General features: G+C 35.5%; 34 protein-coding genes. 8 read left to right on the forward strand and 26 right to left on the reverse strand.

The window, feature by feature from the left end:
* The 5 genes from ACWNMY_RS03705 to ACWNMY_RS03725 all read right to left on the reverse strand — a co-directional run bounded on the left by ACWNMY_RS03705 (position 1) and on the right by ACWNMY_RS03725 (position 5917).
* On the reverse strand, positions 1-708 hold the full coding sequence (locus ACWNMY_RS03705) for a CpsD/CapB family tyrosine-protein kinase (protein ID WP_449536935.1): 708 nt from the start codon (positions 706-708) through the stop codon (positions 1-3).
* Entirely contained in the window at positions 698-1459 is a 762-nt protein-coding gene (locus tag ACWNMY_RS03710) for a YveK family protein (protein WP_449536936.1), read from the reverse strand. The genes ACWNMY_RS03705 and ACWNMY_RS03710 overlap by 11 nt, the downstream gene beginning before the upstream one ends.
* Positions 1460-1576: 117 nt before the next feature.
* On the reverse strand, positions 1577-2857 hold the full coding sequence (locus ACWNMY_RS03715) for an O-antigen ligase family protein (protein WP_449536937.1): 1281 nt from the start codon (positions 2855-2857) through the stop codon (positions 1577-1579).
* Between the two features lie 24 nt (positions 2858-2881).
* Positions 2882-4048: an aminotransferase class I/II-fold pyridoxal phosphate-dependent enzyme gene (locus ACWNMY_RS03720; RefSeq protein WP_449536938.1), complete on the reverse strand. Its 1167-nt coding sequence runs from the start codon at positions 4046-4048 to the stop codon at positions 2882-2884.
* Between the two features lie 42 nt (positions 4049-4090).
* Complete coding sequence (locus tag ACWNMY_RS03725) at positions 4091-5917, reverse strand: polysaccharide biosynthesis protein (protein ID WP_449536939.1); 1827 nt, start codon at positions 5915-5917, stop codon at positions 4091-4093.
* A gap of 594 nt (positions 5918-6511) precedes the next feature.
* On the opposite strand from ACWNMY_RS03725, the gene ACWNMY_RS03730 reads away from it, so the two are divergent.
* Positions 6512-6676 carry an anti-repressor SinI family protein gene (locus ACWNMY_RS03730; protein ID WP_449536940.1) on the forward strand — a complete coding sequence of 55 codons (165 nt, stop codon included), beginning with the start codon at positions 6512-6514 and terminating at the stop codon, positions 6674-6676.
* A 40-nt stretch (positions 6677-6716) separates the two neighbouring features.
* Here the strand turns inward: ACWNMY_RS03730 and ACWNMY_RS03735 are convergent, their stop codons facing one another.
* The 7 genes from ACWNMY_RS03735 to tapA form a co-directional block, all read right to left on the reverse strand.
* The gene (locus tag ACWNMY_RS03735) at positions 6717-6926 is read right to left on the reverse strand and encodes a hypothetical protein (RefSeq protein ID WP_449536941.1); all 210 of its coding nucleotides are present in this window, start codon (positions 6924-6926) and stop codon (positions 6717-6719) included.
* Between the two features lie 16 nt (positions 6927-6942).
* Entirely contained in the window at positions 6943-7239 is a 297-nt protein-coding gene (locus ACWNMY_RS03740; protein ID WP_449536942.1) for a DUF5658 family protein, read from the reverse strand.
* A 93-nt stretch (positions 7240-7332) separates the two neighbouring features.
* A complete protein-coding gene (locus ACWNMY_RS03745; protein WP_449536943.1) occupies positions 7333-7950 on the reverse strand; it encodes a TasA family protein in 618 nt (205 codons plus the stop codon).
* A gap of 87 nt (positions 7951-8037) precedes the next feature.
* Complete coding sequence (locus ACWNMY_RS03750; protein ID WP_449536944.1) at positions 8038-8874, reverse strand: TasA family protein; 837 nt, start codon at positions 8872-8874, stop codon at positions 8038-8040.
* A gap of 60 nt (positions 8875-8934) precedes the next feature.
* Entirely contained in the window at positions 8935-9435 is a 501-nt protein-coding gene (locus ACWNMY_RS03755) for a TasA family protein (protein WP_449536945.1), read from the reverse strand.
* Between the two features lie 79 nt (positions 9436-9514).
* Positions 9515-10096: a signal peptidase I SipW gene (sipW, locus tag ACWNMY_RS03760; RefSeq protein WP_449536946.1), complete on the reverse strand. Its 582-nt coding sequence runs from the start codon at positions 10094-10096 to the stop codon at positions 9515-9517.
* A gap of 19 nt (positions 10097-10115) precedes the next feature.
* Positions 10116-10988: an amyloid fiber anchoring/assembly protein TapA gene (tapA, locus tag ACWNMY_RS03765; RefSeq protein WP_449536947.1), complete on the reverse strand. Its 873-nt coding sequence runs from the start codon at positions 10986-10988 to the stop codon at positions 10116-10118.
* A gap of 255 nt (positions 10989-11243) precedes the next feature.
* Here tapA and ACWNMY_RS03770 point away from each other — a divergent pair, with 255 nt between their 5' ends.
* Positions 11244-11606, forward strand: coding sequence for a helix-turn-helix domain-containing protein (locus tag ACWNMY_RS03770; protein WP_449536948.1), 363 nt, complete (start codon positions 11244-11246; stop codon positions 11604-11606).
* On the forward strand, positions 11603-11728 hold the full coding sequence (locus tag ACWNMY_RS03775) for an anti-repressor SinI family protein (RefSeq protein WP_449536949.1): 126 nt from the start codon (positions 11603-11605) through the stop codon (positions 11726-11728). Before ACWNMY_RS03770 ends, ACWNMY_RS03775 begins: the two co-directional genes overlap by 4 nt.
* Positions 11729-11761: 33 nt before the next feature.
* On the opposite strand, the gene ACWNMY_RS03780 is transcribed toward ACWNMY_RS03775, so the two are convergent.
* The gene (locus tag ACWNMY_RS03780; RefSeq protein WP_449536950.1) at positions 11762-12370 is read right to left on the reverse strand and encodes a hypothetical protein; all 609 of its coding nucleotides are present in this window, start codon (positions 12368-12370) and stop codon (positions 11762-11764) included.
* A gap of 109 nt (positions 12371-12479) precedes the next feature.
* On the reverse strand, positions 12480-13100 hold the full coding sequence (locus ACWNMY_RS03785) for a hypothetical protein (RefSeq protein ID WP_449536951.1): 621 nt from the start codon (positions 13098-13100) through the stop codon (positions 12480-12482).
* A gap of 101 nt (positions 13101-13201) precedes the next feature.
* Between ACWNMY_RS03785 and ACWNMY_RS03790 the strand changes: the two genes are divergently transcribed.
* Both ACWNMY_RS03790 and ACWNMY_RS03795 read left to right on the forward strand, forming a co-directional pair.
* On the forward strand, positions 13202-13546 hold the full coding sequence (locus ACWNMY_RS03790) for a YqzG/YhdC family protein (RefSeq protein ID WP_449536952.1): 345 nt from the start codon (positions 13202-13204) through the stop codon (positions 13544-13546).
* Between the two features lie 59 nt (positions 13547-13605).
* Positions 13606-13962 (forward strand): DUF2512 family protein, encoded by a 357-nt coding sequence (locus ACWNMY_RS03795; protein ID WP_449536953.1) that lies wholly within the window; start codon positions 13606-13608, stop codon positions 13960-13962.
* A gap of 188 nt (positions 13963-14150) precedes the next feature.
* Here ACWNMY_RS03795 and moaA read toward each other — a convergent pair whose 3' ends face one another.
* Positions 14151-15173: a GTP 3',8-cyclase MoaA gene (gene moaA, locus ACWNMY_RS03800; protein ID WP_449536954.1), complete on the reverse strand. Its 1023-nt coding sequence runs from the start codon at positions 15171-15173 to the stop codon at positions 14151-14153.
* Between the two features lie 519 nt (positions 15174-15692).
* Between moaA and ACWNMY_RS03805 the strand changes: the two genes are divergently transcribed.
* Positions 15693-15905, forward strand: coding sequence for a hypothetical protein (locus ACWNMY_RS03805; RefSeq protein ID WP_449536955.1), 213 nt, complete (start codon positions 15693-15695; stop codon positions 15903-15905).
* A 72-nt stretch (positions 15906-15977) separates the two neighbouring features.
* Here ACWNMY_RS03805 and ACWNMY_RS03810 read toward each other — a convergent pair.
* From ACWNMY_RS03810 to ACWNMY_RS03860, 11 genes are all read right to left on the reverse strand, one after another.
* Positions 15978-17536, reverse strand: a protein-coding gene (locus tag ACWNMY_RS03810; protein WP_449536956.1) for an IS3 family transposase whose coding sequence is annotated in 2 segments (ribosomal slippage) — positions 15978-16894 and positions 16894-17536 — 1560 coding nt in all. Because the reading frame shifts where the segments join, the coding sequence is not laid out codon by codon here.
* 75 nt (positions 17537-17611) lie between these two features.
* A complete protein-coding gene (locus tag ACWNMY_RS03815; RefSeq protein ID WP_449536957.1) occupies positions 17612-17806 on the reverse strand; it encodes a YqzE family protein in 195 nt (64 codons plus the stop codon).
* A gap of 22 nt (positions 17807-17828) precedes the next feature.
* Positions 17829-18350, reverse strand: coding sequence for a shikimate kinase (locus tag ACWNMY_RS03820; RefSeq protein WP_449536958.1), 522 nt, complete (start codon positions 18348-18350; stop codon positions 17829-17831).
* 95 nt (positions 18351-18445) lie between these two features.
* A complete protein-coding gene (gene comGG / locus ACWNMY_RS03825) occupies positions 18446-18829 on the reverse strand; it encodes a competence type IV pilus minor pilin ComGG (RefSeq protein WP_449536959.1) in 384 nt (127 codons plus the stop codon).
* Entirely contained in the window at positions 18826-19266 is a 441-nt protein-coding gene (gene comGF / locus ACWNMY_RS03830; protein ID WP_449536960.1) for a competence type IV pilus minor pilin ComGF, read from the reverse strand. The genes comGG and comGF overlap by 4 nt, the downstream gene beginning before the upstream one ends.
* Positions 19253-19600, reverse strand: a complete 348-nt coding sequence (locus ACWNMY_RS03835) for a hypothetical protein (protein WP_449536961.1) — start codon at positions 19598-19600, stop codon at positions 19253-19255. The genes comGF and ACWNMY_RS03835 overlap by 14 nt, the downstream gene beginning before the upstream one ends.
* The gene (gene comGD / locus ACWNMY_RS03840) at positions 19584-20036 is read right to left on the reverse strand and encodes a competence type IV pilus minor pilin ComGD (protein ID WP_449536962.1); all 453 of its coding nucleotides are present in this window, start codon (positions 20034-20036) and stop codon (positions 19584-19586) included. Before comGD ends, ACWNMY_RS03835 begins: the two co-directional genes overlap by 17 nt.
* A complete protein-coding gene (gene comGC, locus ACWNMY_RS03845; protein ID WP_449538378.1) occupies positions 20011-20322 on the reverse strand; it encodes a competence type IV pilus major pilin ComGC in 312 nt (103 codons plus the stop codon). The genes comGD and comGC overlap by 26 nt, the downstream gene beginning before the upstream one ends.
* Positions 20323-20348: 26 nt before the next feature.
* Positions 20349-21386 carry a competence type IV pilus assembly protein ComGB gene (comGB, locus tag ACWNMY_RS03850; RefSeq protein ID WP_449536963.1) on the reverse strand — a complete coding sequence of 346 codons (1038 nt, stop codon included), beginning with the start codon at positions 21384-21386 and terminating at the stop codon, positions 20349-20351.
* Positions 21367-22443, reverse strand: coding sequence for a competence type IV pilus ATPase ComGA (gene comGA, locus ACWNMY_RS03855; protein WP_449536964.1), 1077 nt, complete (start codon positions 22441-22443; stop codon positions 21367-21369). The genes comGB and comGA overlap by 20 nt, the downstream gene beginning before the upstream one ends.
* A 437-nt stretch (positions 22444-22880) precedes the next feature.
* Positions 22881-23558, reverse strand: coding sequence for a DUF421 domain-containing protein (locus ACWNMY_RS03860; protein WP_449536965.1), 678 nt, complete (start codon positions 23556-23558; stop codon positions 22881-22883).
* Between the two features lie 159 nt (positions 23559-23717).
* Here ACWNMY_RS03860 and ACWNMY_RS03865 point away from each other — a divergent pair, with 159 nt between their 5' ends.
* Positions 23718-24410, forward strand: coding sequence for a helix-turn-helix transcriptional regulator (locus tag ACWNMY_RS03865; protein ID WP_449536966.1), 693 nt, complete (start codon positions 23718-23720; stop codon positions 24408-24410).
* Between the two features lie 85 nt (positions 24411-24495).
* A complete protein-coding gene (locus ACWNMY_RS03870) occupies positions 24496-24738 on the forward strand; it encodes a DUF2626 domain-containing protein (RefSeq protein ID WP_449536967.1) in 243 nt (80 codons plus the stop codon).
* Positions 24739-24784: the final 46 nt, after the last annotated feature.

Consider the following 24784-nt stretch of genomic DNA (forward strand, 5'->3'; position numbering starts at 1 on the left):
TTATTTTGTCCCATAATAATAACTGTCCTTTTTATTAAATTTCTTCTCTTTACGATTTAATATAACTCCCAATATGTTCGCTCTCGCCTTTAGCAAAAGTTCTTTTGCTTTAGCAGCACTTTCTTTTGTTGTTTTACCATTACTTATTACAAGAACAACACCATCGCTTTTTTGTGCGACAATTTGTGCATCCGTAACGGTGAGAATAGGAGGTGTATCAAGGATAATATAGTCATACTCTAAACGCGCCTCATTTAATACCCAATCCATTCTATTCCTACTTAACAATTCCGCAGGGTTGGGTGGAATAGGACCACTTGTTAACAATGATAAGTTGGGAACGGCCGTTTTATGAACCACTTCAGATAATTTAGCTAGATTAAATAAAACATTTGTTAACCCTGATTGATTTTCAACTCGAAAAGTAGAATGGCATGTTGGCTTCCTCATATCCATATCCACTAACAATACATTATGATCCTGCTGTGCTAACACAATTGCTAAATTCGATGCGGTCGTAGATTTTCCTTCACCTGGAGAAGCTGACGTTACCGTAATCATACGTATTTCTTTTTCTAAACTAGCAAACTGAATACTGGTTCGAATGGCTCGATATCGTTCGGAAATTGGTGATCTTGACCTATAATGGGAGATTAAACTACGATTACTTTCCATTACTCGTTCTTTTCTTTTGCGTTTACGACCCAATGTTCTCACCCTCTCCTATTTGTGTATTCATCGCAATATTAGTAATATTCTCCGCAGCTCGTGGGTTTATTTTCCATTGTTTTTCACTAATTTCCGGTACCGATCCTAGAATCGGCAATCCTAAAATACTATCAATTTCTTCCTCTGATCGTAGTTTATTGTCGAGAAATTCAATTAACAGGGAAAGTCCAATCGAAAACATTAAACCTGCTAAAAAGCCAATTACAATATTTAGGAAAAAATTTGGACTCACGGGATCAACTTCTACCTCTGCTGTTGTTAGAATAGAAACATTGTTAACATTCATAATTTCAGTTATTTCTCTTTGAAAAACTTCTGCCATTGTATTTGCTATTTGCATAGCAAGTTCAGGATTTTCATCTTTAACGCGAATAGAGATTACCTGTGAGTTCCCTTCACTTTCTACGCCTACCCTTTTACGTAATGTCTTTGCTGTTTGATCTAAGGATAGTTCCTTTACAACTCCTTCTAAAATTCTTGATGAGGTAATAATGACATTGTATGTATTAATGAGATCCATGTTGGTACGAATCTCATTAGATGTATACATATCACCTTCCTCTTTTGATTGATTTACTAACAGTAAAGTGGAAGATTGAAAGAGCGGTGTTAATAAAAAATACGTAATAAGTCCGCTTGATGCCACTGCTAAAATAGTAATGGAAACAATCATTATCCAACGCTTTTTCAAAACGATTACTAATTCTTTCAGACTGAATATGTCTTTCATCTTTTCCTCCTTTGCCCCCCATTAAAAAAGACAAATCAAACAAGAAGTTTGATTTGTCTTTTAAATAGGTAACTAAAATTATCATTGAGATAGATGTGCTTAAGAAGTATATTTCCTTTACTTGATAGGATTTTTATAAGTACCTTTTACCCTTTCAAGAGTAAGAGAAGCTACAAGTGCACCTAAAAATAACCAAAGCCCTCTTGCATTATTTAACGAAATCGCCATTGATCCAATTAAGAGAATAATGATAATATCCCTTAATATCATGTTTGTTTCGGAATTAGGCTTCTGCAGATTGGTTGCTTTTCCAATCATAATAAAGATATAAGAAAACAAAGTAAATGCTAATGGAATCCCCCATTCAGAGGCTACTTGTAAATATGTATTATGTGCAATACTATCTGATTTAAACAGTTGAAACGCTATATCCGAATAGGTTCCTATCCCAATTCCCAGTAATGGGGAAAGCTGAATAATCTGTAATGCCACTTGCCAAGTGGTATCTCTGCCGGATCCATTTTCTGATATAGCATCACTAAAATTAGTTAAGAGTAAATTAATCCTTGCAAACGATGGCATACTTGATGCTATTTCATTACTAATACTTTGTAGTACAGATAAACCATAGGGTGCAATGATTAAAATCAGCACAATCAAAAAAAATTGTGATATCAATGAAACAGATTCTTTCTTTAAAAGAAAAATATACTCGAAAGTTCTAAAAATCATATAACAAAAAAGGGTTATCATCCCTGTTTTAGAACCAGATGCAATGACAGCAAGTAAAATAAGAATAAATACAAGCCACTTGTATTTATTCTGTATTTCCTTTGACCTACTTATATATACGAATGTAGTTATTTGTATAACTGCATAAAAATTAGGGTCGATCAAAAGCCCTCTAAATCTAAAATCACCATAGAATAAGAGGGAGGAAAAGATCCGTATTTTAAAAAGTGTTAATAAAACGCCTAAACCTCCAATGAAAATACCAAAAAAAGTGTACCACTTAATAAAAGATTTTATGTCAAAAAAACACATGACATTATATCCAATAATAAAATATAAATAGATGGCAACCAGTTTTAGATAATTACTCATAATTCCTATTGCTTCTGGATAGAACATGTATTTATAAGGTATAAACAAGGTCGATGTCAGTAAAACAATAATTGAAACAAGCAGGAAAAAGATAGTTGGAATCGTTGGTACGACCAAATTATTTTTAACTATGAGAAAAACGAATAAGGTAAAACAAAATAAATCTGCTAATGACATGTTTACACCAAACATTTCATTTGAATGGTTTAAAAAAATAGCAATAAAAAATAATAATACCGTTATGAATACATCTGTCTTTCTTCGGCTACTGGTTACATCTAATGAATAATCCACACCCCTCGTTACACCATCCCTACTTTAACTATATAATTTTCGTCTAACTGCATTTTCGATACAATGTATGACTCTCATTTGATCCTCCTCTGTTAAATTTGATCCAGAAGGAAGACAAATTCCCATATGAAATAATCTCTCTGAAACACTTACGTCACTATGTGGATAATACTTTGTTCCTTTAAAAAGTGGTTGTAGGTGAAGTGGTTTCCAGACAGGGCGCGCCTCAATATTCTTTTGCGCAAGTAACTCTAGTAAGGTTTTTGATGAAAATCCTGTTTCTTCTTCATTAATTAATAGCGTGGTTAACCATCGATTTGATTGAGTATCCTTCAGTTCTTCCATAAAAGTAATTCCCTTTATGTCTCTTAATTTCTCGTAGTATCGCTTAAATACAGCTCTCCTAGCTGAGACTCGTTCCTTTAATACTTCTAATTGCCCTCTTCCAATCCCAGCTAAAATATTACTCATTCGATAATTGAATCCCATTTGACTATGTTGATAATGAAGAGCTAGATCCTTGGCTTGAGTGGCTAGGAATCTTGCTTTTGCTGCAAGCTCACTGTCATGGCATATAAGCATACCCCCGCCAGATGTTGTAATTATTTTATTTCCATTAAAAGAATAAATGCCAAATATACCGAAAGTTCCACTTGCCTTACCTTTATAGATGGTTCCTAATGATTCAGCAGCATCCTCTATAATTGGCACTCCATATTTATTACTTAACGCAAATATTTCATCCATTTTTGCACTTTGACCATATAGATGCACAACAATTATTGCCTTCGGAAGCTTGTTTTCAAAGAATGCATCTTGTAGTGCTCTTTCTAATGCCTGAGGTGACATATTCCATGAGTCAGGCTCTGAATCAATAAATACCGGTTCTGCACCTTGATAAATAATGGGATTAGCACTTGCCACAAACGTAAGACTTGAGCAGAAGACTTTATCCCCTACTCCTACTCCTAATAAAGAAAGAGCCAAATGAATGGCTGCAGTTCCTGAACTAACCGCAACAGCTTCATTGACTCCAACATAACTTGCCATTCCTTGTTCAAAAGCATCAATATTTTGTCCTACAGGTGCGACCCAATTCGTTTTAATAGCCTCATCAATATATTTTTGTTCATTTCCACTTAAATGTGGTGCTGATAGATAAATTTTTTTCTGGGAGATTTCATGCCCCAAACACGTCACCTTCTTTCTACTCGTATAAAAAATGTTCAACCTCTACCCAGTACTCGTCATTACTGACTGTGGTGAAGATGAGCGATTAGCTATTAGTAGCAGTTCATCCCTTAGTTCTTGTTTTGTCATATTAGGATAAGTTAAAATGATTTTTTCTATCTCCTGAATATAAAGTTCTGTCGTTTTTCCAACATAAATATTCGGATAAACCTGTTGTTCATGAACCTCATTTTCTTTCAAAAGCTCTTCATATAATTTTTCTCCTGGCCTTATACCAGAAAATTTAACTCCAATTTCCTCAATAGAATAACCAGATAGCCTGATTAAATTATGGGCCAAGTCAATAATTTTTACTGGTTCACCCATATCCAATACAAAGATTTCTCCACCTTTTGCAAGGGCTCCTGCTTGTATTACTAATCTTGAGGCCTCGGGAATCGTCATAAAATAACGCACCATGTCTGGGTGCGTCACTGTCACTGGTCCACCTTTTTCTATCTGACCTTTAAATAGAGGAATAACACTTCCTCGACTGCCTAAGACATTCCCGAAGCGAACAGCAACAAACTTTGTATCACTATGTTTATCCATTTCTTGAACAATCATTTCCGTCAGTTTTTTTGATGCACCCATTACACTCGTTGGGTTTACTGCTTTATCAGTGGAAACCATAACAAATGTATTTACGTTATACCAACTAGCTGCTTCTGCCACGTTCTTTGTTCCGATTATATTATTTTTAATCGCTTCTTCAGGGTTTCGTTCCATTAAGGGTACATGCTTATGTGCTGCTGCATGATAAACTACATTTGGTCGGTAAGTCCCCATTACCGCCATCATCTTTTGCTTATCTTGAACATCAGCAATTACTGTTATTATTTCAATATTCGAAGATTGGAATGCCTCCGATAATTCTAGTTCAATCACATAGATACTGTTTTCTCCATGTCCTAATAAAACCAACTGCTTCGGATTAAAATTTGCAATTTGCCTACAAATCTCAGATCCTATTGATCCACCCGCTCCAGTAACGAGTACTACTTTGTTTGTGATATATTCTGAAATACTTTCAATATCTAGTTCAACTGGATCTCTTCCTAATAAATCTTCTACCTGGACATCTCGAAACTGGTTAACAGATACCTTGCCAGTAATTAAATCCTCCAACATCGGTAGAATTTGTGTTTTCGCTTTTGTTTTCGCACATTCCTGAAAAATAATATTAAGTTTTCTTTTACTTAAAGATGGGATAGCTATAATGATATTCATTATGTTTTTTTCCTTTACAATCTGCTCAATCATATCTATACCGCCTAATACGGGAATGCCTAAAATATCTAGATTATGCTTGTTAGGATTATCATCGATGAACCCTACGGTATATAACTCGGAATCTTGATTATGTTTTAACTGTCTTGCTACCATCGTACCAGCTGATCCTGCACCAATAATTAAAGTTCGTTTTCTTTTATCATTCTTTTTGATATATGTACCCCGGAATATTCTCCAGCAAAAACGAGATCCACCGATTAGAATTAGGTGGAGCATCCAGGTGACCATCATTAATCGATAAAATATCTCTTGATTTATAAGTTGCTGAGCAATCGCTGCAGTAATGATTGACAATGTAATTGCCTTAAAAATACTAACCAATTCTCCTACACTTGCATACTCCCATGACTTTTTATAAAGTTTGAGAGTATAAGCAAATAAATGATGGCTTAAAAGTAATGAAATAGATATAATCACTGTTGATGTAGTAAAAACAGAAAATGTAGCGTCCACTAGAAATCGACTATAAAAGATACAAGATAATACAATTAAAGAATCAATTATGAAAAACAAAGAAATTCTTTGACGATATGTCAACCCTATCCCCCCTTTATTTGTCTCTAATTTTCTAAGTGGATGCTCTTTTAAAGTGTTATTTAAATATTGTTAAATAGTTTACTTGATATGTCTTAAGTAAAACAGATTAAGTAAAATATTTAGAATAGTAATTCGGGCATTTAACCCACCCTCACACCACACTAACGACGACTTGCGTCTAAGGTATTTCAACCCACAGCATGACCGAGTATCTCCATTGTTATTGATAAGGAGACATCACCAATAAATCTTTAAAAGGTATGTTTTGTTTTTGATAAAGAACAACTGTGCAAAAAAATATAATCTATTCAATTTGGAAAATTATTGTTGCACTCCCATTGTTGTTCTTTTTAACAAATATACTGATTTAATTATTATATTAATCCATGCTAAATGTACTTTTGCTTTTTATGATCGATATTGTATTAGCCATTACTCTTAGCTCGACGAACATAACATTCATTTATTTATAAAATTACCTTTTTTACTCACTATATATTATGTTTACTTATAGGATTTATTCACTATTTATCTGTACGAGATGTTCTTTGTTAAGTACAAATCGCTAAAATTTTTTTGACTTAGATTCAAACAATGAATTTTTTAAATGAATGGTTTCAAGAAACATCAGAACCCGAAAATGTAGAACTTGATTCAGAATGGACAAGGCTTGTACGAGAAGCAATGAAATCAGGAGTTTCCAAAGACGAATTTAAATCTTTCTTAGAATTTAATAAATGGAAAATGGATAATAAATAAAAAAATGCTTCGGCACATTGGTTGCCTGAAGCATTTTTTATTATATGTACGTTTCAAAAGTGGGATGGTAGTGGGAATCGGTTTGTGGTGGAGTTATATATTTCATTGATAAAGTTGACTGAAATACTTCAGCGGCATCTCGAGCACTAAGGCTAGAAAGATCATTGTTGCAAATTGGGCAGTTCCATTCACCTAGCTTACTGCTGCTAAAGGATGGTTGATGACATGTTGGACAGGTTTTCATGTACATTTGAACTCCTCCATTTTTAGATAATCTGAGCGATCCAATAGCCATGGAGGAAAAAGACATAAATGTATAAGGCAGAGGCTACATAGGATAATGAACGTATTAGCTTGCTCACAGGGAAACGAATGATAAAAATGAGTGCAATTAAAAATAATGAAAGTAATAATTTTATGGAAAGAAATAAGAGCGGATTGATATCGTAAACTGTGAACATTAATGGATTAGCTTCTGAGATATGGCCGCCATGAATCCCGAAATGCGTAATGAAGGCGTCTAATAGATTTAAGATTGCTAGGAAAACGAAGATGTGTTTCATAGTGAACCTCACTCAATTGTTTTGTATAATGAATTCGTTGTTCACACTAAAGAACAAAAAGTATAAAAAGTAGACCTTGATTTTAATTTTAGGTCAAATCAAGGTCATTTTTTTATTTTCTATTTTTTTTCTCTTTAGAAAGACCATTATTGCAACACCTCCGATAATAAATGCTATTCCCATAGCTAAATAATTAGAAATGTTAGTTGCTGTGTCTGGAAGTACTTCATTATTTTCGCTTACTAATCCATTTGCCACGAAATTAAATTTAACTTTCGTTGACTTCCCCTGACTTTCATTACTAGAATCAAGAGGTAGTTCAAATAAAAACTGCAAGGTCTCTCCTTTTAAACTTAATATTTTTCCAATATCCCACTCATGTAACTCGATTAATTTACCATTATAGATTTCTTCATTATTGTTGGTAATTTTTATCCAGAGTTGTTCAAAGAGTCTTTGGTCACCAGATTCTTTTATAGCTGAAACATAATAGTTAAAATCAATGTTACCTTTATTATTAACCTCTAAAATCTTAGAAACAATGTCACCAGGTGCCATATTTTCAATATCTATAAACCTATTACTTGGGTTAGTTGAAATATTAACTTTTAAATCAGTTGGAGTTGCACTAGTTTCGTTAATTGGTAAATAAATTGTTGATAAAGTAACTATACATAACATAAGTAATATATAAGTTTTAATTAACTTCATCTATCGGTACCACCTTTATATACAAAGATGAATTATTATAGAATAGACCGCTAAATATAAAGCGGTCTATTCTATTAAATTAATAATTTAGTTATTACGAACTTGTTCAAATAATGTTTTAAAAGTAAATTTACCAGTTAAACCTTGAATGTCATCATTGTCAAAGCCACGTGAAGTTCCGTTGTTATATTTATCATTTAATAATTCAACTGTATACGCTAGATGCATCGTTTCACCTGATAGCAATTTCACTTGTCTAGTTGTATTTACACCATCTGTTGCCATCATATCTTCTAAAGAACCCACATAAACATCAACTACTTTTGCACCTAAGAGAGCTTCTATTAAATCATTAGCAACTGTATCTTCATTATAAACAAGTTCTAAAGCCCACGTTCTTAATTCTGCAACTAAGTCTGCTATATCTTTAGCAGTGGCAGGATTTGATTTTCTATACTCTTTATATTCATCATCAAACCATTCATTTAATTCTTTTAATAATGTAGCATCAAGTGCAGTTTTTCCAGGCAATTGGAATACTGCTGCAGTTACAAGGGATTGTTCTGCAAATGCTTGTGCACTATCCTTTTCTGCATCTGTTCCTTCAGGGACAGCAAACAATTTTGTTAATTTACCATCCAATGAACCATTATTTGTAATAAACATCGCTCTAGTATGTGAATCTAATGGAGCCCATACACCTGTTCCAGCCATCCCTTTACCATTATCATTTATATAAAACATTGGTCCTTCAATTGGAATATCATGACGATGAGTACTTAATTCTAAACTACCTGCAACAACCTCATTTTGATCATTTGAAGTTTGCCCTGTAAATAATGCATATGTTGCTCCACCTGCAAGTAATCCTACTGATAAAATTCCAGCTGTAGCAATCGTAGCTAATTTTTTCTTATTTAACATTTATATTCCCTCCAATAATTATTAAAAATAGTTGATTATACCTTCAAAAATTTTCTAGTATTACTCCCATGAAATAGGGCCGGAATCGTTATCATTATTTCTTAATTGAACAGCTTGGAAATTAATTGCTAATTCTCCTGTTGCTTTTTGATACGTATTATCAGCATTTTCAGGGAAATTATAAGTAAAACTAAATTCTTTAGTTTTGCCAGCTTCAATTTCAATTACACCAGTGTTATCAGTAATAGACAGTGGAGAGGTACCTTCAAATAAAGCTCCTGTTCCAACAATATCCTTAACTTTAACCCATGCATCTAAGTTTCCTGTATTTTTAATTTTCACCTTAAAGCTTTCTGAATCCCCAGGTGCTAAATTGTTAAAATACTTTGTTGTTGTAATAGACGGGTCATTTAAGTCATCTATCACAACTGTACCTGCTGTGAATGTGTTACCACTGTTTGATGCTTCTGCGGTAAATAGTGCGTAAGACCCACCAGCTAATAAAGATGCACCTAATGCTGTTGCTATTACTGCTCCACCAATTTTCTTTTTAATACTCATTTTTCTTCCTCCTTTGATTTTCCTCATTATGTAGAGGTGCTAAAAAATATATTTGAATTCTCATAGTTTATGAGAATGGTCAAATCTTGGTTTGTTCTGTTGACTCGGGTTCAGAATCTTCCATACTAGCTATCGCTCTCCAAACAGAGAATGCTGCATATCCAATTAATAGAATTCCAGGTACGATAATAACTAATACAGTTCCAATTTTTGATTTAACAAAATCTAAGATATAACCTACGAATGGTATTGTAAAATCTGTATATTCTCCAACAACATTACTCGAAGGGATTGGAGATGTGTCCTTAGCATCATTGTTATCTCCTTTAGTAATATATTGAATAGATGAATCCACTTCTTGAACTTCCATAATCCTGTGAGTTATTAGTACATTTGGGTCATCAAGTGATCTATAGGTTATTACATCGCCTTCTTTATATATAGTTGAATCTTCAGTTGGTGTAATGGCAATTATTGAACCAGTTTGAATAGCTGGTTCCATTGAACCGGATAATACGGTCAAAAGTTCTTTTCCAAATACTTTAGGAGTTCCACCTGAAATCTTAGAAGATACTAAGAAAAATACCATTAGTAAAATTACTGCTATTAATAAAACTGAAACAACATTGTTTATCCACTTTTTTAAAATTCCTATTTTCATTTTGAATCACCATTTTCTATTAATTTTGATCATCATTTGTTTTTCCATTTTCTTGTGATTCCTTTGAATCATTTATGTCCTGTTTAGTTTCATCACCCTTTGAAGTTGAATCAATTTCACTATCAGTAGGATTGTCTTCAGATTTTATATTCTCTTCTTCTACTTCTTTTTCAGTAGAAGGTATGCTTTCTTCCTGTTGCTTATTATTAATTGAAGGAGTTGAACTTTCTTCTTTTGTTTCTGTGTTTGTTGAGGGAATATTCTCTTTAGGTTTAGCTGGATTTTCACAGCTTACCTGTATTTCTTTACTCCATAATTCTCCTTTTCCTGAGTGGTCTTTATGTTGATATGCCTTAAACATGTAATTTCCAGTTTTATCAGGTTTAAAAGTTAAACGAACCTCTTGACCATTTGTTAAGGGATTGATTTCACCACTGAAGATCATTTCGCCATTCTTTGGATTTCCTTTATTGATGTAGAAGATCTCATACTTTAACTTTTCTTTCATTGGACCAGAATCTTTACCATTTATAATGGTTGCATTTATCTCATTACATGCCCCACCTTGACCCTTAAACTCCAAGGAACTCTTATCCGAATCCACATGTTTATTAGGAGGTTTTTCATTTTGTTCCCACTGCGCCTTAAACTCAGCACTGGAATTAGCAGTATGGCTTAAGAACGCATTTGTATCATTTGTTGATATTGTCGTTACAAGTAAACACAGATATGCAATTGATAGGGATTTTAACAAAAGACTAAATTTGAAATTTCTTTTCCTAAACTTTCTTACTCTAGTCTTTCTGATCGAGCTCACTCCTTTCGTTCTTTTCAGTGAACGCATTACTTTATGTATTATATTAAGAACGAAGTTGGAATATATCTTTTTCATATTCATCAACTTCCTTTTAAAATTCGATATTTTCGTTCGTTATTGTTCTTAGTAACGAACTCGATAGTCTGAGTATAAGTCATTAGTACTAACTTTGAAAATCCCAAAATTAGCCGTTTTTTCTCAATAAAGAACGTTTATCGTTCGTTTTCTCGTAATATCTCTTTTTTTCTTACTATTTTGTAATTTTATAAAGAACAAATCGTCTCTTATAATGAACATATTAAGAATACTTCATTATTAAGGAGAAGGAAGATGATAGGTTCCCGGGTTAAGGAATTACGTAAAAAGAAAAAGCTTTCTATTACTGAGCTGGCAAGGCGTGCAGGTGTATCAAAATCGTATTTAAGTTATATAGAACGGGATGTGCAGAAGAATCCTTCCCTACAATTCTTATCAAAGATCGCAGTTACACTTGATACCAGTATTGAATATTTATTAGGTGAAGATGAAGTTGACGAACTTGATAGTGAATGGACGGCACTTTTACAAAGAGCGATTGATGAAGGATTAAGTAAGGATGATTTTCGAGAGTTTCAGCAATTTATTCAGTTCCGAAATTGGCAAAATGAGAAAGAGGAATCGAGAAATACTTCTACTAATGGAGGGAAGTTATGATACTTACTGAGGTAAATGAAACACTAGATCTAGAATGGCTTCAACTACTTATTGAAGCAAAGAACGTAGGAATTACATTTGAAGAAGTACAAGCTTTTTTCCAGCATAGAAAAAACGCATAGTTAAAGCGACCCAAAGTCGGGTCGCTTTTTACGTTAATCCCTCTTCTCAACCGCTGACAACACTAGCCCTCTTTCGTTTTCCTCAGCCTTATACGTAATGTTGTTTAGGGTTGCGGTTCCATTGATTTTTTTATCTTTGTCGCGAAGGAGACCCAACTTATATGTAGTGACTCCGATGTCTTGTTCTTTGACGGCTTCTTCGGTGTTCGTCACGGCAACTAATAAGAAGAAGGCTGCAATGGTATCCTCATATTTGTCTAAGGTTGTGTTGAGATTGTCTGATTCAATGTCCTTCTTCACAATCGATAGCCGAACAACTTCATTGGTGGCTTCATTTACAATACCTTCGAGGATCATGCCATTGTTGATATCGTGTTTAAATTCACCATTTCTCACATTTATCTGGTCAATTTTGTCAGAGTCCTTCATTTCCGCTTGCGCTTCATTCCAGTTCTGGACAAGGTCGTCTGTCGTAAAACCTAGGGAACCGAGAGTAAGGATTTCTTCTTCAGCTTCTTGAATTTTTGTTGCTTTTGGATCTTCCTTCTTTGCTTGTTCTTTCGCCTTGTCATCGCCTTTACAGCTGACAAGTAGTAGTAGACTAAGTAGCATAATTACCAATATAACTAAACGTTTCTTCATAATACTCCTCCTACATACTAACTTTCACATAATGATAATATGTGCGGAGTAGAGAGAAATCATACAAGTCAACTACACAAAAAAGCGACCCTTAGGATCGCTTTTCAACTTATAATTCTTTATTAGTTATCATTGCTTTCACAATAATCACTTCATGATTTTCCTTTATTATTTTCTGTAGAACTTCCTCATCCATACCAACCCTCATACCCTTTGAACCATCTTTAACGATAATAGCAAGCGCTTGGGGTTTCTCTGCCTCTATATTTATTTTATCATCAAGCCACGTACTCGCACTTCCGAGATTTGATGTCTCAACTTCTTCAGGTATAGTTTCCATGGAGGTAGTGGATGTACCATCCGTCATCCCTAAATTCCAACGGACATATTTTGTTCCATCTTCTAGTGCAAAATCCAACTTTGAAGCTGCTAATGTCATCTCTTCACTTGCAGAGGTCATTCCCTCTGCTATGTTTTCCTGCTTTTCACCATCTATGTAATGTTCTATCCAAAATGTAACGTATAGCATTTCCGTATTTTTAACCTCAAGCTCATATAGAAAAAAAGTATCAAAACCAAGTAAGGTAGTCATTTGTGTATTTTCTTCACTTTGTTTCACTGGTTTAAGTACACCGTCAGCTTTTACAGCTGTAGTGTTTTCGCTATTACTACACCCAATTAGTGCAAGTAAAGCGAGGATAACACCATATCGTTTTACTACGCTCTTCATAGTCATGGCCCCCTATTTTTTTATAATACCATACATTTCCAGACCACTGCATAATATTTCCTTGTCGAAGGGCATCCTATAAAAAAAGCGAGGTGCAGGACATGCTACAAAAACTTCTATTAGGATGTTGTTTAACTTTCTTTTTGACACAGACGATTATGTTTACGACTGATTCCCCAGTCGCTGTTGCAGAAACCCAAAAGCAGGCTCCAGAGTATGCGAAATGGGGAAGACTTGCAATGAAGGAAACACAAAAACGTTATCCAGAGGCACAAATTATTGATTACTTACACGTAGGTAAACAACAAAAGAACAGGATGACAGTTGAGAGATTCAAGCTTTGGATGAAGCAAGGAAATCGTGAATTTGGTGCATTTGTAAATATTACGTTTGAAACAGAAACAGAAAGAGTACGAAACATCACGGTTGTTGAAACAGATCGTTAGTCCTGTTACATAATATTTTATTTTTATGTAAAAAATACCGACAAAGGAGGTGTGATGCAATGACTGGATTCTTAATGAAGATTATTGTATTACCTTTAGTTCTAGCCTTATGTTCAGGTATTTTTGGAAGTGTTGATTTTGCTTCATGGTACCAACCAATCGTGATTGGTTTGATTTTAGCGGTTGTAGGTCACTTAATGGAAAGAATGATGCTTAGAAGAAATACAACAGTTATGACAGATATTGCAGACTTTGTTACAGCGGCACTTGTAGTTTATTTCGTTTCTTTATTTTTAGATGGAGCTCGAGTAACCCTTTGGGGAGCGCTTTTAACTGCGTTAGTAATCACCTTAATTGAAATTCCTATCCATCGTTGGTTAGTTCGGTCTGGTAGAGCTGAGAAATCAACTGCATGATCAAGAAAAGAGCAAGCCTCCTGCCCATCGGCGACAAGCACTGTCTGAAGGCGTTTTCGCCTTCAGAAGTGATTGGCTTGTGACCTCGAGCCGATTGCTTCAGGAGCTAACATAAAAACTAAGTACTAACTTAAATATTTTCTAATCTCTGAAACAAAAGAGGTGCTTTTCGTAGCACCTCTTTTGTTTTACCCACCAATATATGACATTTCAATTTTATTGCGTTTCTTCGCGGTTTCTTCTGTTCTTTCATCAGAATAACGATCACGTCTAGCCTGCCAAATCGATTGTAAAGCCTCGTCAACTTCACGCTCGTCAGCTTCAGAACGGATCAATTTTCGTAAGTCATGACCGCTTGTTGCGAATAAACAAGTATAAAGCTTTCCATCCGCTGAAATTCTAGCTCTAGTGCAGCTTGAGCAAAACGACTCTGTCACAGAAGAAATGAAACCTATTTCCACATCAGTACCGACATAGCGATATCTTTTGGCAACCTCTCCAAAATAATCTGCATCTACCGGTTCCAAAGGCATTTCCTCATGAATCATATCGTGAATAGTTTTGCTAGATACAACTTGGTCAAAATTCCATCCATTCGTTGTCCCCACATCCATAAACTCAATGAAACGTAGGGTTATTCCCTTGTCCTTAAAATAGCGCGCCATAGGCAAAATTTGTGATTCATTTTTCCCTTTTTGGACAACCATGTTCATTTTTACATGTAACCCAGCTGCTTGTGCTGCCTCGATACCCGCTAGGACTGGTTTTACACCAACCGATCGACCATTCATTCCCTTGAAGACATCATTGTCTATTGCATCAAGGCTTACATTCACGCGCTGTAGCCCTGCTTCCTTCAGTTGTTTTGCATATTTCGGTAAAAATACTCCGTTTGTCGTGAGGGCAATGTCTACCACACCCTCTATATTATGTAGACGCTCTACAAGTTCATGAACATTTTTTCTTACTAGCGGCTCACCGCCAGTTAAACGAATCTTTTGCACACCTAGTTTGACAAAGCTTTTTGTCAAAGCCTCTATCTCAGAAAAGGATAATAATTCATCATTCTTCAAGAATTGGTAATCATCTCCAAAAATTTCCTTTGGCATACAATAAGAGCAACGGAAATTGCATTGATCTGTGACAGAAATACGCAAATCACGTAACGGCCTATTCAGCTGATCAACAATTTTTTCTTTGTGTAAATTCATTACCTGTCACTCCTAATATAAATAAGAGTTCAAAAAGGAGGATGAAAAGGACCACGTCGACAAAATCGCCACGTCCTTATGACTTGTCGACACTAGCACATCCTGTGCGTCGAAAGTTCGCGGCGCAGCTTTGAGTACCGGAGCGTATGGTATTAATACGTGAGGAACGGAAAAGCAAGCCAACAAAGAAATTCGAAGTGTCATTTTCACCGGACTTTTTGACATCCTTTGTAAGTACCTATTACTCTATCATACTAGTTTATAGAAGTGAATAGTAACAAAAAAGCTATGAACTTTATGTGAAATAAATAAATTTGGAAAAGGTAGACAAACGCCCACTACTTCTTGCCTATAGTTACATATCCATGTTAGTGAGGCGAGAATAAGGAGAAAGCTTTTGTTGCTGAGCAACGAGGTAAGTGTTCTAGCCCACTGTAGTATACGCGGAAAAAGAAATATAGACCGTGTTTAATCGTAACTCCTTTAAAGAAGGATATCAAAGAAACAGGAGGTAAGTAGATGGGACCTTATAGAAGACCATATGGCTATGGCAGACCAAGACGCCCATATTGGGGTGGACCCCTAATTGGTGGCTTAGTAGGAGGACTTGTGGGAAGTACTCTGCTCAATCCGTATTTCTATGGTGGTGGGTATGGTGGCTATGGCTATCCATATGGACGCCCGCCATATAATCCATACTATCCGTATGGCGGCGGAGGATACTGGTATTAATTTCCAAAAAGAGAGCTAACAACAAAATGAACTGCCCCCTGTCAAGTAGACAGCGGAAATAATAAAAATGACCTAAGCGGCTTTAGCTCTATATTCCATAGGGCTGAGGCCGTTTAGTCGTTTTTGATATCTGTTGTGATTATAGAAATGGATATACTCATCTATTGCTTTAGACAAATCTTCAAACGTCCCATACTTATGTAAATAATACTTCTCGCATTTGAGTGTTCCCCAGAAAGATTCGATTGGCCCATTATCAATACATCTGCCTACTCGTGACATGCTTTGTGTCATCTTCGCTTTATCTATCCTGCGTTTGAACCCATGAGAGGTGTATTGGAATCCACGGTCACTATGAATAAGTGGACGATCCTCGTCCAATAGCTTTGTTGCTTTATCCAGGGTTTTAAATACAAGGTTATTATTATTTGAATGTCCCAAAACATAACTAACAATCGATCCATCATATAGGTCTCGAATGGCACTTAAATAAGCTTTCTTTGACGAACCATATTTGAATTCTGTTACATCCGTTACCCATTTTTGATTTGGTTTTTCTGCAGAAAATTCACGGTTTAATACGTTTTCCGTCACATGTTGAGGGGTTGAGCGCTTATAATGTTTCTTCTTTTTACGAATAACAGACTTTATTCCGGTCACTTTCATCAGTCTATAGAAGCGTTTGTGGTTGAATTTTTTCCCGAGTTTTCGATTTATGGTCATCATCATTCTACGGTAACCATAGATGCCTTCCACTTTTTCATGAAGAGCTTTTATCTCATTAATTATTTCTTCATTCTGAAGTTCACGCTCAGATGGTTTACGTTTCAACCACTTATAGTAAGCAGCTCGTGAAATAACAGCGATTTCACAAAGTAAGATAATACTCAAGCCTTCTTGTGCATGAAGTTCTTGAATTGCGATGTATTTGTCTTCAAATCGTAATTGGCCTACTTCCGCCTCCTTTCGATCTCCTCTAACTTTTTTAAGAATAAATTCTCCGCACGTAAGCGTTCATTTTCTCTTTCTAACTTTTTCATCTGAAGCTGCATAATCTTTTCTGAGGTTAATTCCGCTTCTTCTTTTTTCCTTCCACGCTTATCCTTCAGCGCTTCATCTCCGCCATTCTCATACTTCTTAACCCACTGGTATACCTGTTGATAAGAGACCTCATAGGTATCAGCTGTTCTTTGATACTCTTTTCCGTTCCCTAAACAATCCATTACTATTTCTATCCGTTCAACCCAAGTAGTTTTTCTCCCTTTAGTCATAGAGCTCGTCCTTCCTTTCGACGTATCCTTTAAATCTCTATGACTATTATACTTATTAATCCACTTAATGAGGACAGAATCACTTGATATTTCATATTTTCTAACAACTTCACGTATTGAATAATTACCTGAAAGATAATCCTTTACTGCAGAAAGTTTTAATACCCTAGTATATTGTTTCCAAGTTGATGATTCTTCGAGACCTTCGGTTCCGTATTTATCGAATTTATATTTCCACTCCAGAATAGAAGACACATTCACCTTATACTTCTTAGCAAGTTCCCTTAATGAATATGTACCTTCCTCCCACGCTTTTAAGACCTCGAGCTTATGCTCTACAGTGAAAGCTCTTTTGGACATAAAAAATACTCCCCTTTAGTAGTCAGATTTTTATTTTTTAATCTGTCTACATAAAGGGGAGCATATCAAAAGCTGTTAGCTCTCTCCTTTTTTGTTATTCTTTTTGAACATGAGTGTTACTGCAAGCGGTAAAATTCCGAACCACCGATTTGTTAATGGTGGCAGCTCTTCCTTACGCTGCTGTTTTGTAGCTTTTCTAACTTCCTTTGGCTGGTCTATAAACTTTACAAACTGTTGGGTTACAAATTTCACATAATCGTTTGTAGACATAATAACTCCCACCTTTAAATACTTAGTAGTTATTATTTCCACCTTTTTTTAAATGTAACCTTGAAACGATATTGTTCACAATTTCGTTGAGATTTTTATCCGTTGTATCAATTATATAATGTGCCTCATTGTATAAAGGCATTCGATCATTATAAAGTTTGATTGTATTTTCCTTACGAACTGCGTCAAATAATGGTCTCGTTGGGTCAGTCTGGACCCGCTCGAAGATCTTCTCAATCTCACAGTATAGAAAAATCACATGTCCATTTTCCAGCATCCACTTCCGGTTTTGCTCCTGTATCACGATTCCTCCACCAGTTGTAATGATGATATTATCTGTTGGAATCTCCCGTAAATAAGAGCGTTCATAGCCTCTAAATGTTTGCTCACCATCTACTGAAAAGATTTCTGCAATCCTTTTTCCCACTTTTTCTTCAATATATTGGTCAACATCAATCACTTGAAGTTTCAATAACTCTCCTAGCTTTTGACCAATCGTTGTTTTTCCTGCTCCCATGAATCCTGTTAGGTAAATTGCCTTCATTCCTCTACACCCCACTTACACGTCCACCGAGTTTTCTAAATTATAGAAAAGTTGCACCGTTTTTGCAATTATTATTTCGTTACTTTCCTAGAAAGCTACCTAATTTCAATCCAGGAATCCATCTCTTTTGTCTCATAATTGTACTCAAACCGAGCACTATATTTTCGTTTTCCTTTTGTGGTACAAGTCATTGTAACCTTGGAGTTTATGGGGGTTAAAGAAGCTATATTATAAGTAATCGTACCATTCGGATAGGTAAAAAAACCGCTACGTTCAAAACTTTCTACTTCGTCTTCAAGTTCTTTTCGAATGTCCCCTATTCCAAGCTGCATGAGGTTTTCTAATATCATTATTTCTTCCGTTTCCTTTGAAAAAGATTTTTCCGTTAGATACGCATTGACTTGAAACGTAAAAACAAGAAAAAACAAAAACGAAATCGCAAGTGTTACGGGAAGGATAAAGCCATGTTCATTTTTCATACTTCCTTCCCCTCCACTCTCAAAAGAGCTGATACAATTGCTTGATAGTTATCCCCATCAACAGTTAAAACCGATATCAAGTAGCCATTTGTTTTCAACTCGAATGTAACAGACGAAATATTTTGAAGTAATACCTCATGCCCTTTTCGATTTACTCTTCTTCTCATTTTATCGGTATATTTCTCAAAACTGACTATATCGCCCGCTGCATTTACAAAAGATACTGAATGATTCGTTGAAACAGTGATCTCCTTTGCTTCCCGTATCTCCATTTTCATTTGCTGAATGAATATTTGCCATTCTAGCTGATTGAACTGTTCGTCATTACTTCGAAATAAAACACTAAGAAATGGGGAAATAAAAGAAAGAATCACAAGCATCATTGAAAAAGTTACAAGCATTTCTACTAATGTAAAGCCCCTTTCATTTCTCACCATTTATATACCCACATCTTTCAATAGATTTTGAAAGCTTGTCCTCCCAGCTTATACAAAGCTTCCATTTTTCAAGTTCATCATTATACTCTTTTGAAAATTTATATGTTACTCCGTCCCGCTCCACCGTATCATTTAATATTAAAACGTCCCCATTGTATGCTTTTTGAAGTTCCTCTGAAAGTAGTTGATTTCCATTATTAAAGATTTCTGTGTTTCTCCGTTCCATCATAAGTAGCATTAACTGTGGAAGAAGTGTTGCACATAACAAAAACCATACCGACACAGAAAGTAGCATTTCTACCATAGTGAATCCACGGTTACATTTTTTGAACATAGAATCTACCCTTTCCAATCTGGAATGTCACTTTATAGGTGTCTCCTTTACTACGAAAACGAATCTCACCAGCACGTTGTATATTTCCACTTTTAGTAAACACAAGGGTTGTTCCTAATGTTGTGTATTGAACAGTTATGGAAGTATCAATCTTTCGAAACAATACTACCTCATTTGAGATCCCCGTATTAACCCGATAATAAGATTGAGACGCATTAAAATACAGCTGTGTTGTTTCACTATGGCTGATTGCATATTGTTGCGCATAGAAAATGTCATTTTGTAGCTGTTCGAGAAAGTGATCGATTTTTTTCGATTCGTGGAGGGGCCTAAGCTGTAGAAGACTTATTGAGGAAATAATGATGACAACCGATAGGACCAGTAACGCTTCAATTAAGGTAAAGCCTTTCTCATCCACTTGTCCCAGGGCTTTCATCTACAACTCCATTGGCATCAATTGTAATGGCATTTCCATTCGGACATTTTGGTACTTCTTCTAAGTATCCATCTGTAACTATTTGACTAACTTGTGTAACTTTCTCATTCGTATCTAATTCATAAGCTTGGACCTGTGCCTCAACCATTTTTATCAAGGCATCACAGCCTTTTTCCTTTATCACAGAATTATGTTTTGTTACATTTGGAACTGTTATTAACAGTAAAATTGATACAACTAACAATACAATTAACATTTCAACGAGGGTAAATCCCTTTTGATTCAATTTGTTCTTCATCATTATCTTCCTTTCTATATTCCATTCAACAATTGAAACATTGGAATCATGATTGCCCCGTACATCAGCATGATGACGATCCCAATAATCGCAAATAATACTGGTTGTAATATGGTTAATGATTTTGTTACCTTTTCCTCAATTTTTTCAATAACATATTGGCTATAGTGTTGGAGCTCTTTAGCTAAATTTCCGTTAGACTGACCATGTGAAATGACCATGGCTAAGTCCGCCTCATAATACTCACGTTCTATAATAATTTCATCGAACCGATTCCCCGCTCGTAATAAAGACTTCATTTCTCTAGCTTCTTCCCTAAAAAAAGGCGAGTGGAGCTGTTGTTCAAACATGGTAAGTGCTTGAAAGATAGAGAGTCCCCCTTTAAGTAGGTTACTAAGCTGTACAGAAAAGAAATGCGAGTTAAATAAAATCGTTACTTTACTCAGAATGGGTATCTTTAAAAGCAGCTTCATTTTTCCAACTGGAGATAATTTTTGAAAATGAAGAACATAATACGCGAGGCCAACAATAAACAAAAATGCTAGCATGAGGAACAAGTATTTATTAAGCACTGGGAGCTGTAACAAAAGCTCTGATATCAACGTCTTTTCATAGCTCATCGAGGTAAAAAGACTTTCAAACTGGGGTAAAAGGATTTTTTCTATCATGGTAAACATGAATCCAACAAATAAAAGTAATAGAAGTGGGTAACGAATTAACTTTTTCCCTTTTTCAAAGTGTATAAGTTTCTTCTCAAGCATGGTACTTCCTTCACGAAGGGCAAACGAGATATCTCCATGCTGTTCTGCAAAATATAAATAGCCAAGGATGTCCTTGTTGAACCCCACTTCACTAAATGCTGTATATAAGGATTCACCGTGTTTACAGCTCGTAATGATTGACTCGATATCGGGACTAAGCTTTTTTGGTAGTTGAAAGAGGAGAAATTGTGAAGCTTGTTCAAAAGAATAGCCCTGGTCAAGAAGATTGCCAATTCTGCTTAAGTAGACCGATTGTTCCTTAAGGGTCCATTTATTTCGTTTCCTTTTCATCTTTGACAACCCATCTTTCCAATGCATCTGGATATAAATAGCCTAAGGCAATTCCTTTTTTAATGACATCCCTTAGTTTCTCGTAATGATAGTCGCCCTTTTCCCCTCTTGCCTCTTTCATTACCTCTGTTAAAGCATGTCCACTTAAAAGCTCGTAAACCCCAACTCTTCTGACCTTTCGATACTTTTTACAAAGAGGAGTACACTTTCCTTCGCAATACGGACAAGTGAGGTCAACGAGCCTTTGTGCCGCAACAGCGATTAAGGTTTGTTCGATTTCCTGTAATGACACATCAAATTCCAAAAGCCTGAAGATTGCGCCCTTTGTATCCCTTGTATGCATAGTCGATAACACTAAATGGCCGGTTAATGCAGCTCTAACAGCTATTTTTGCAGTTTCCGAGTCCCGTATCTCACCCACCATAATAATATCAGGGTCATGCCGTAGTATTGCTTTTAAACCATGGGCATACGTGATGCCTGCCTTTTCGTTCACTTGAACCTGTAATACATCTTCGCTTCTTTTTTCAATTGGGTCTTCTAGGGTAATAATATTTCGGTTAAACAACTTTTTCGTTGCATGCAAGAGGGAATAGAGGGTTGTTGTTTTACCAGACCCAGTCGGCCCTGTAAATATAATTAACCCATGCGAGTGTTTTAAAAGCGAAAGCAATTTTGTTGTCATTGTTGGAAATAGTGATAAGTTTGCAAGAGAGTAGGTTGGTGTTTCAGGTAGAATTCGTATGACTAAGCTTTCATTGTACGGTGTGGGAAGTGTAGATAATCGAAGGTTAATGGTTATCCCTTTTAGATTCACGGTAATGGCACCGTTTTGAGGTCGTCTCCTTTCTCCAATATCCATTCCAGCTAGGAACTTATAATGGGAAATTAAACGTTCGCAAACATCTTTGGCGATTGTCTGCTTAGTAAATAAATCACTGTCGAGCCGGTATTGTACCATAGCATCATTGATTTTTGGAACAAAGTGAATATCAGATGCACTCATTGACCACGCATCTTCAATCAATTGATCCCCGAGTTGTTCGATTTCACTCAAATAGTTCACTCCTTTTAGATGATGTTCATAAAGTGCGGTGAATATGACGCATCGGATTTCTGCGTTGGCTTGCTTCTCCATTCCTCACATATTAACTGCATACGCTCCGGTATTCAAAGCTTCGCCGCCTTGAAATTTCGACGCACCGGACGTGCTAGTGTCGACAATGTCACAGGAGGTGATGTTTTTGTAGACGCGGTCCTTTTCCTCCTCCTTTCTGAACACGCACTTATTTTTTTCTCTTGCAGGTATCATAATTCTACATGAATCTACAAAACCCTTCTTTCTAGTAGAATTATTTTTGTGGCAACTTTTTGAACACAAAAAAATACAACCACTACCAGGAGGTTGTATTTTTTCAGTTCTTGTTTTCATTTATCTATCATTAGGAGGAATCAATACATTATATGTAACAATTGATTTTAGTATGCCAAGAATTATTGTAAAAATTTTGGTGGCGGATCATTATGTGAGCCATCATCAACTTCTCTGAATAAATTATCCTCGTTTGAGTCTTCTTGTTTAACCGGAATAGCTTGCGGTGTAGGGATATTATCATATTCCTTTGTAATGACCTTAGTCTTTGGAAATTTTGTCTCAATCAGAGAACGCACCGATTGAATTTCTTCGATAAGGTAGGTAATATCCTCCTTTGTTGCAGGCTGTTTCGGTTGTTTTAGTATCAAACCGATTTGCCCATTTGGCTCCAATGTAGCATATTGAACATCACTGATTTTGTAGACTCCTTTTGTACGGAGCTGTGTTTCAAGAATATCGACCGTAAAACGTAGCTTACGCAAATTTTTTTCATTCAGATATCCATTCTCGATAATGATTTTAGACTTTCCGGTAATAAATTTTTCAACAAAGTTAAACTTTAATTGGGCATACTCAACCACGACCAGAGACAGTACAAGAACGAACCCCACAAACAACGTATTCCACACATTTTCTCCTGCAAGTGGCTGAATTAACAGGGAACCAATTCCAATCATAATAACTACTTGAGCTAGTGTTAATTGGGAGATAGATTTTCTTCCAGCTATACGTAATAGGATTGTCCCTCCTAGAACGATAAGTACTGCCTTCCAAATAAACCCCCAGCTTATATCCATCACAAATTCTCCTTTTAGATTCGGTTACCTATAGTCTTTAACATGAATATAAGACTATTCATAAATATGAACTTTTTCCTACATGTGATTTAAGTCACTTAATGACGATGTATGGGTGTACTATAATTGAATTAATAATAGGGTTCAGGAGTGATAAGGGTGGAGCAAACACTAAAAATAACGAACGTACTAGCAGATCCAACACGTTATTATATTTATCAATTTATTGTTAAACGAAATGATGAGGTTACCGTACAAGAAATCGCTGAGGAATTTGAAATCCATCCGAATGTGGCAAGACTTCACTTAACAAAGCTTGAAGATGTTAATATGCTTGTTTCTGAGGCAAAGAAAACTGGAAAAGGCGGAAGACCAAGCCGATTGTATAGGTTATCCAATGACCATATCCAAATTAATTTCCCGTTCCGTGATTATCAATTACTCTCAAGAATTGCTATTGAGACAATGGCTTCACTTGGGGACATTGGAAGAAAAGCACTTGAGCAAACCGGAAGAAGATTTGGTGAAGAACTAATTAACCACCAAACTCCTGTTTCTATTCATGAGCTAACCTTTGATCAAAAATTAGAAATTCTGAAAAAAGCGTCTACCATTGCGGGTTTTTATCCAGATCTAGGCCATAATAATGATAAGACAAAAATCTTCTTTAAGATTAACAATTGCCCTTTCAAAGAAATCGCACAAGAAAATTTTGAAGCTGTTTGTGGTATGCACCATGCCTTCTTACACGGAATGTTTGACCTACTGTTCGACGATGTTATACTTGAAGAATCAGAAAACATGATTCTTGGCTGTAGTTCATGTAGTTATCACGCTTTTGTTGCAAAGTAATGTTTACATTTATGTAATCGTTACATTATAATAATATGTGATGTTTAAATTAAGTTTAATAAGTCTAAGGGGGGAAAATATACATATGGAACGTATGTACCGAGTTTTAGGATTCTGGACTGGTATCTTTGCTGTTATGTTTTATGTTGGTGATATGGATGTTCTAGCATTACTTTTCTTTGCTCAAACAGGATTTTTCGTCCTTTTAAGCTATTTAAAATTGTCTGAAAGAATGTATATTTACGTGTTTGGCGCATACTTAACAATCTTCTTCTGTGCCTTCTCTTATTGGACAACATTTATGATGCCACTAGGTGGCACACATTAAAAAGCGATGAATTCTCATCGCTTTTTTTATTTCCCTTATCAATTAC

The organism is Ferdinandcohnia sp. Marseille-Q9671, from assembly GCF_976954385.1.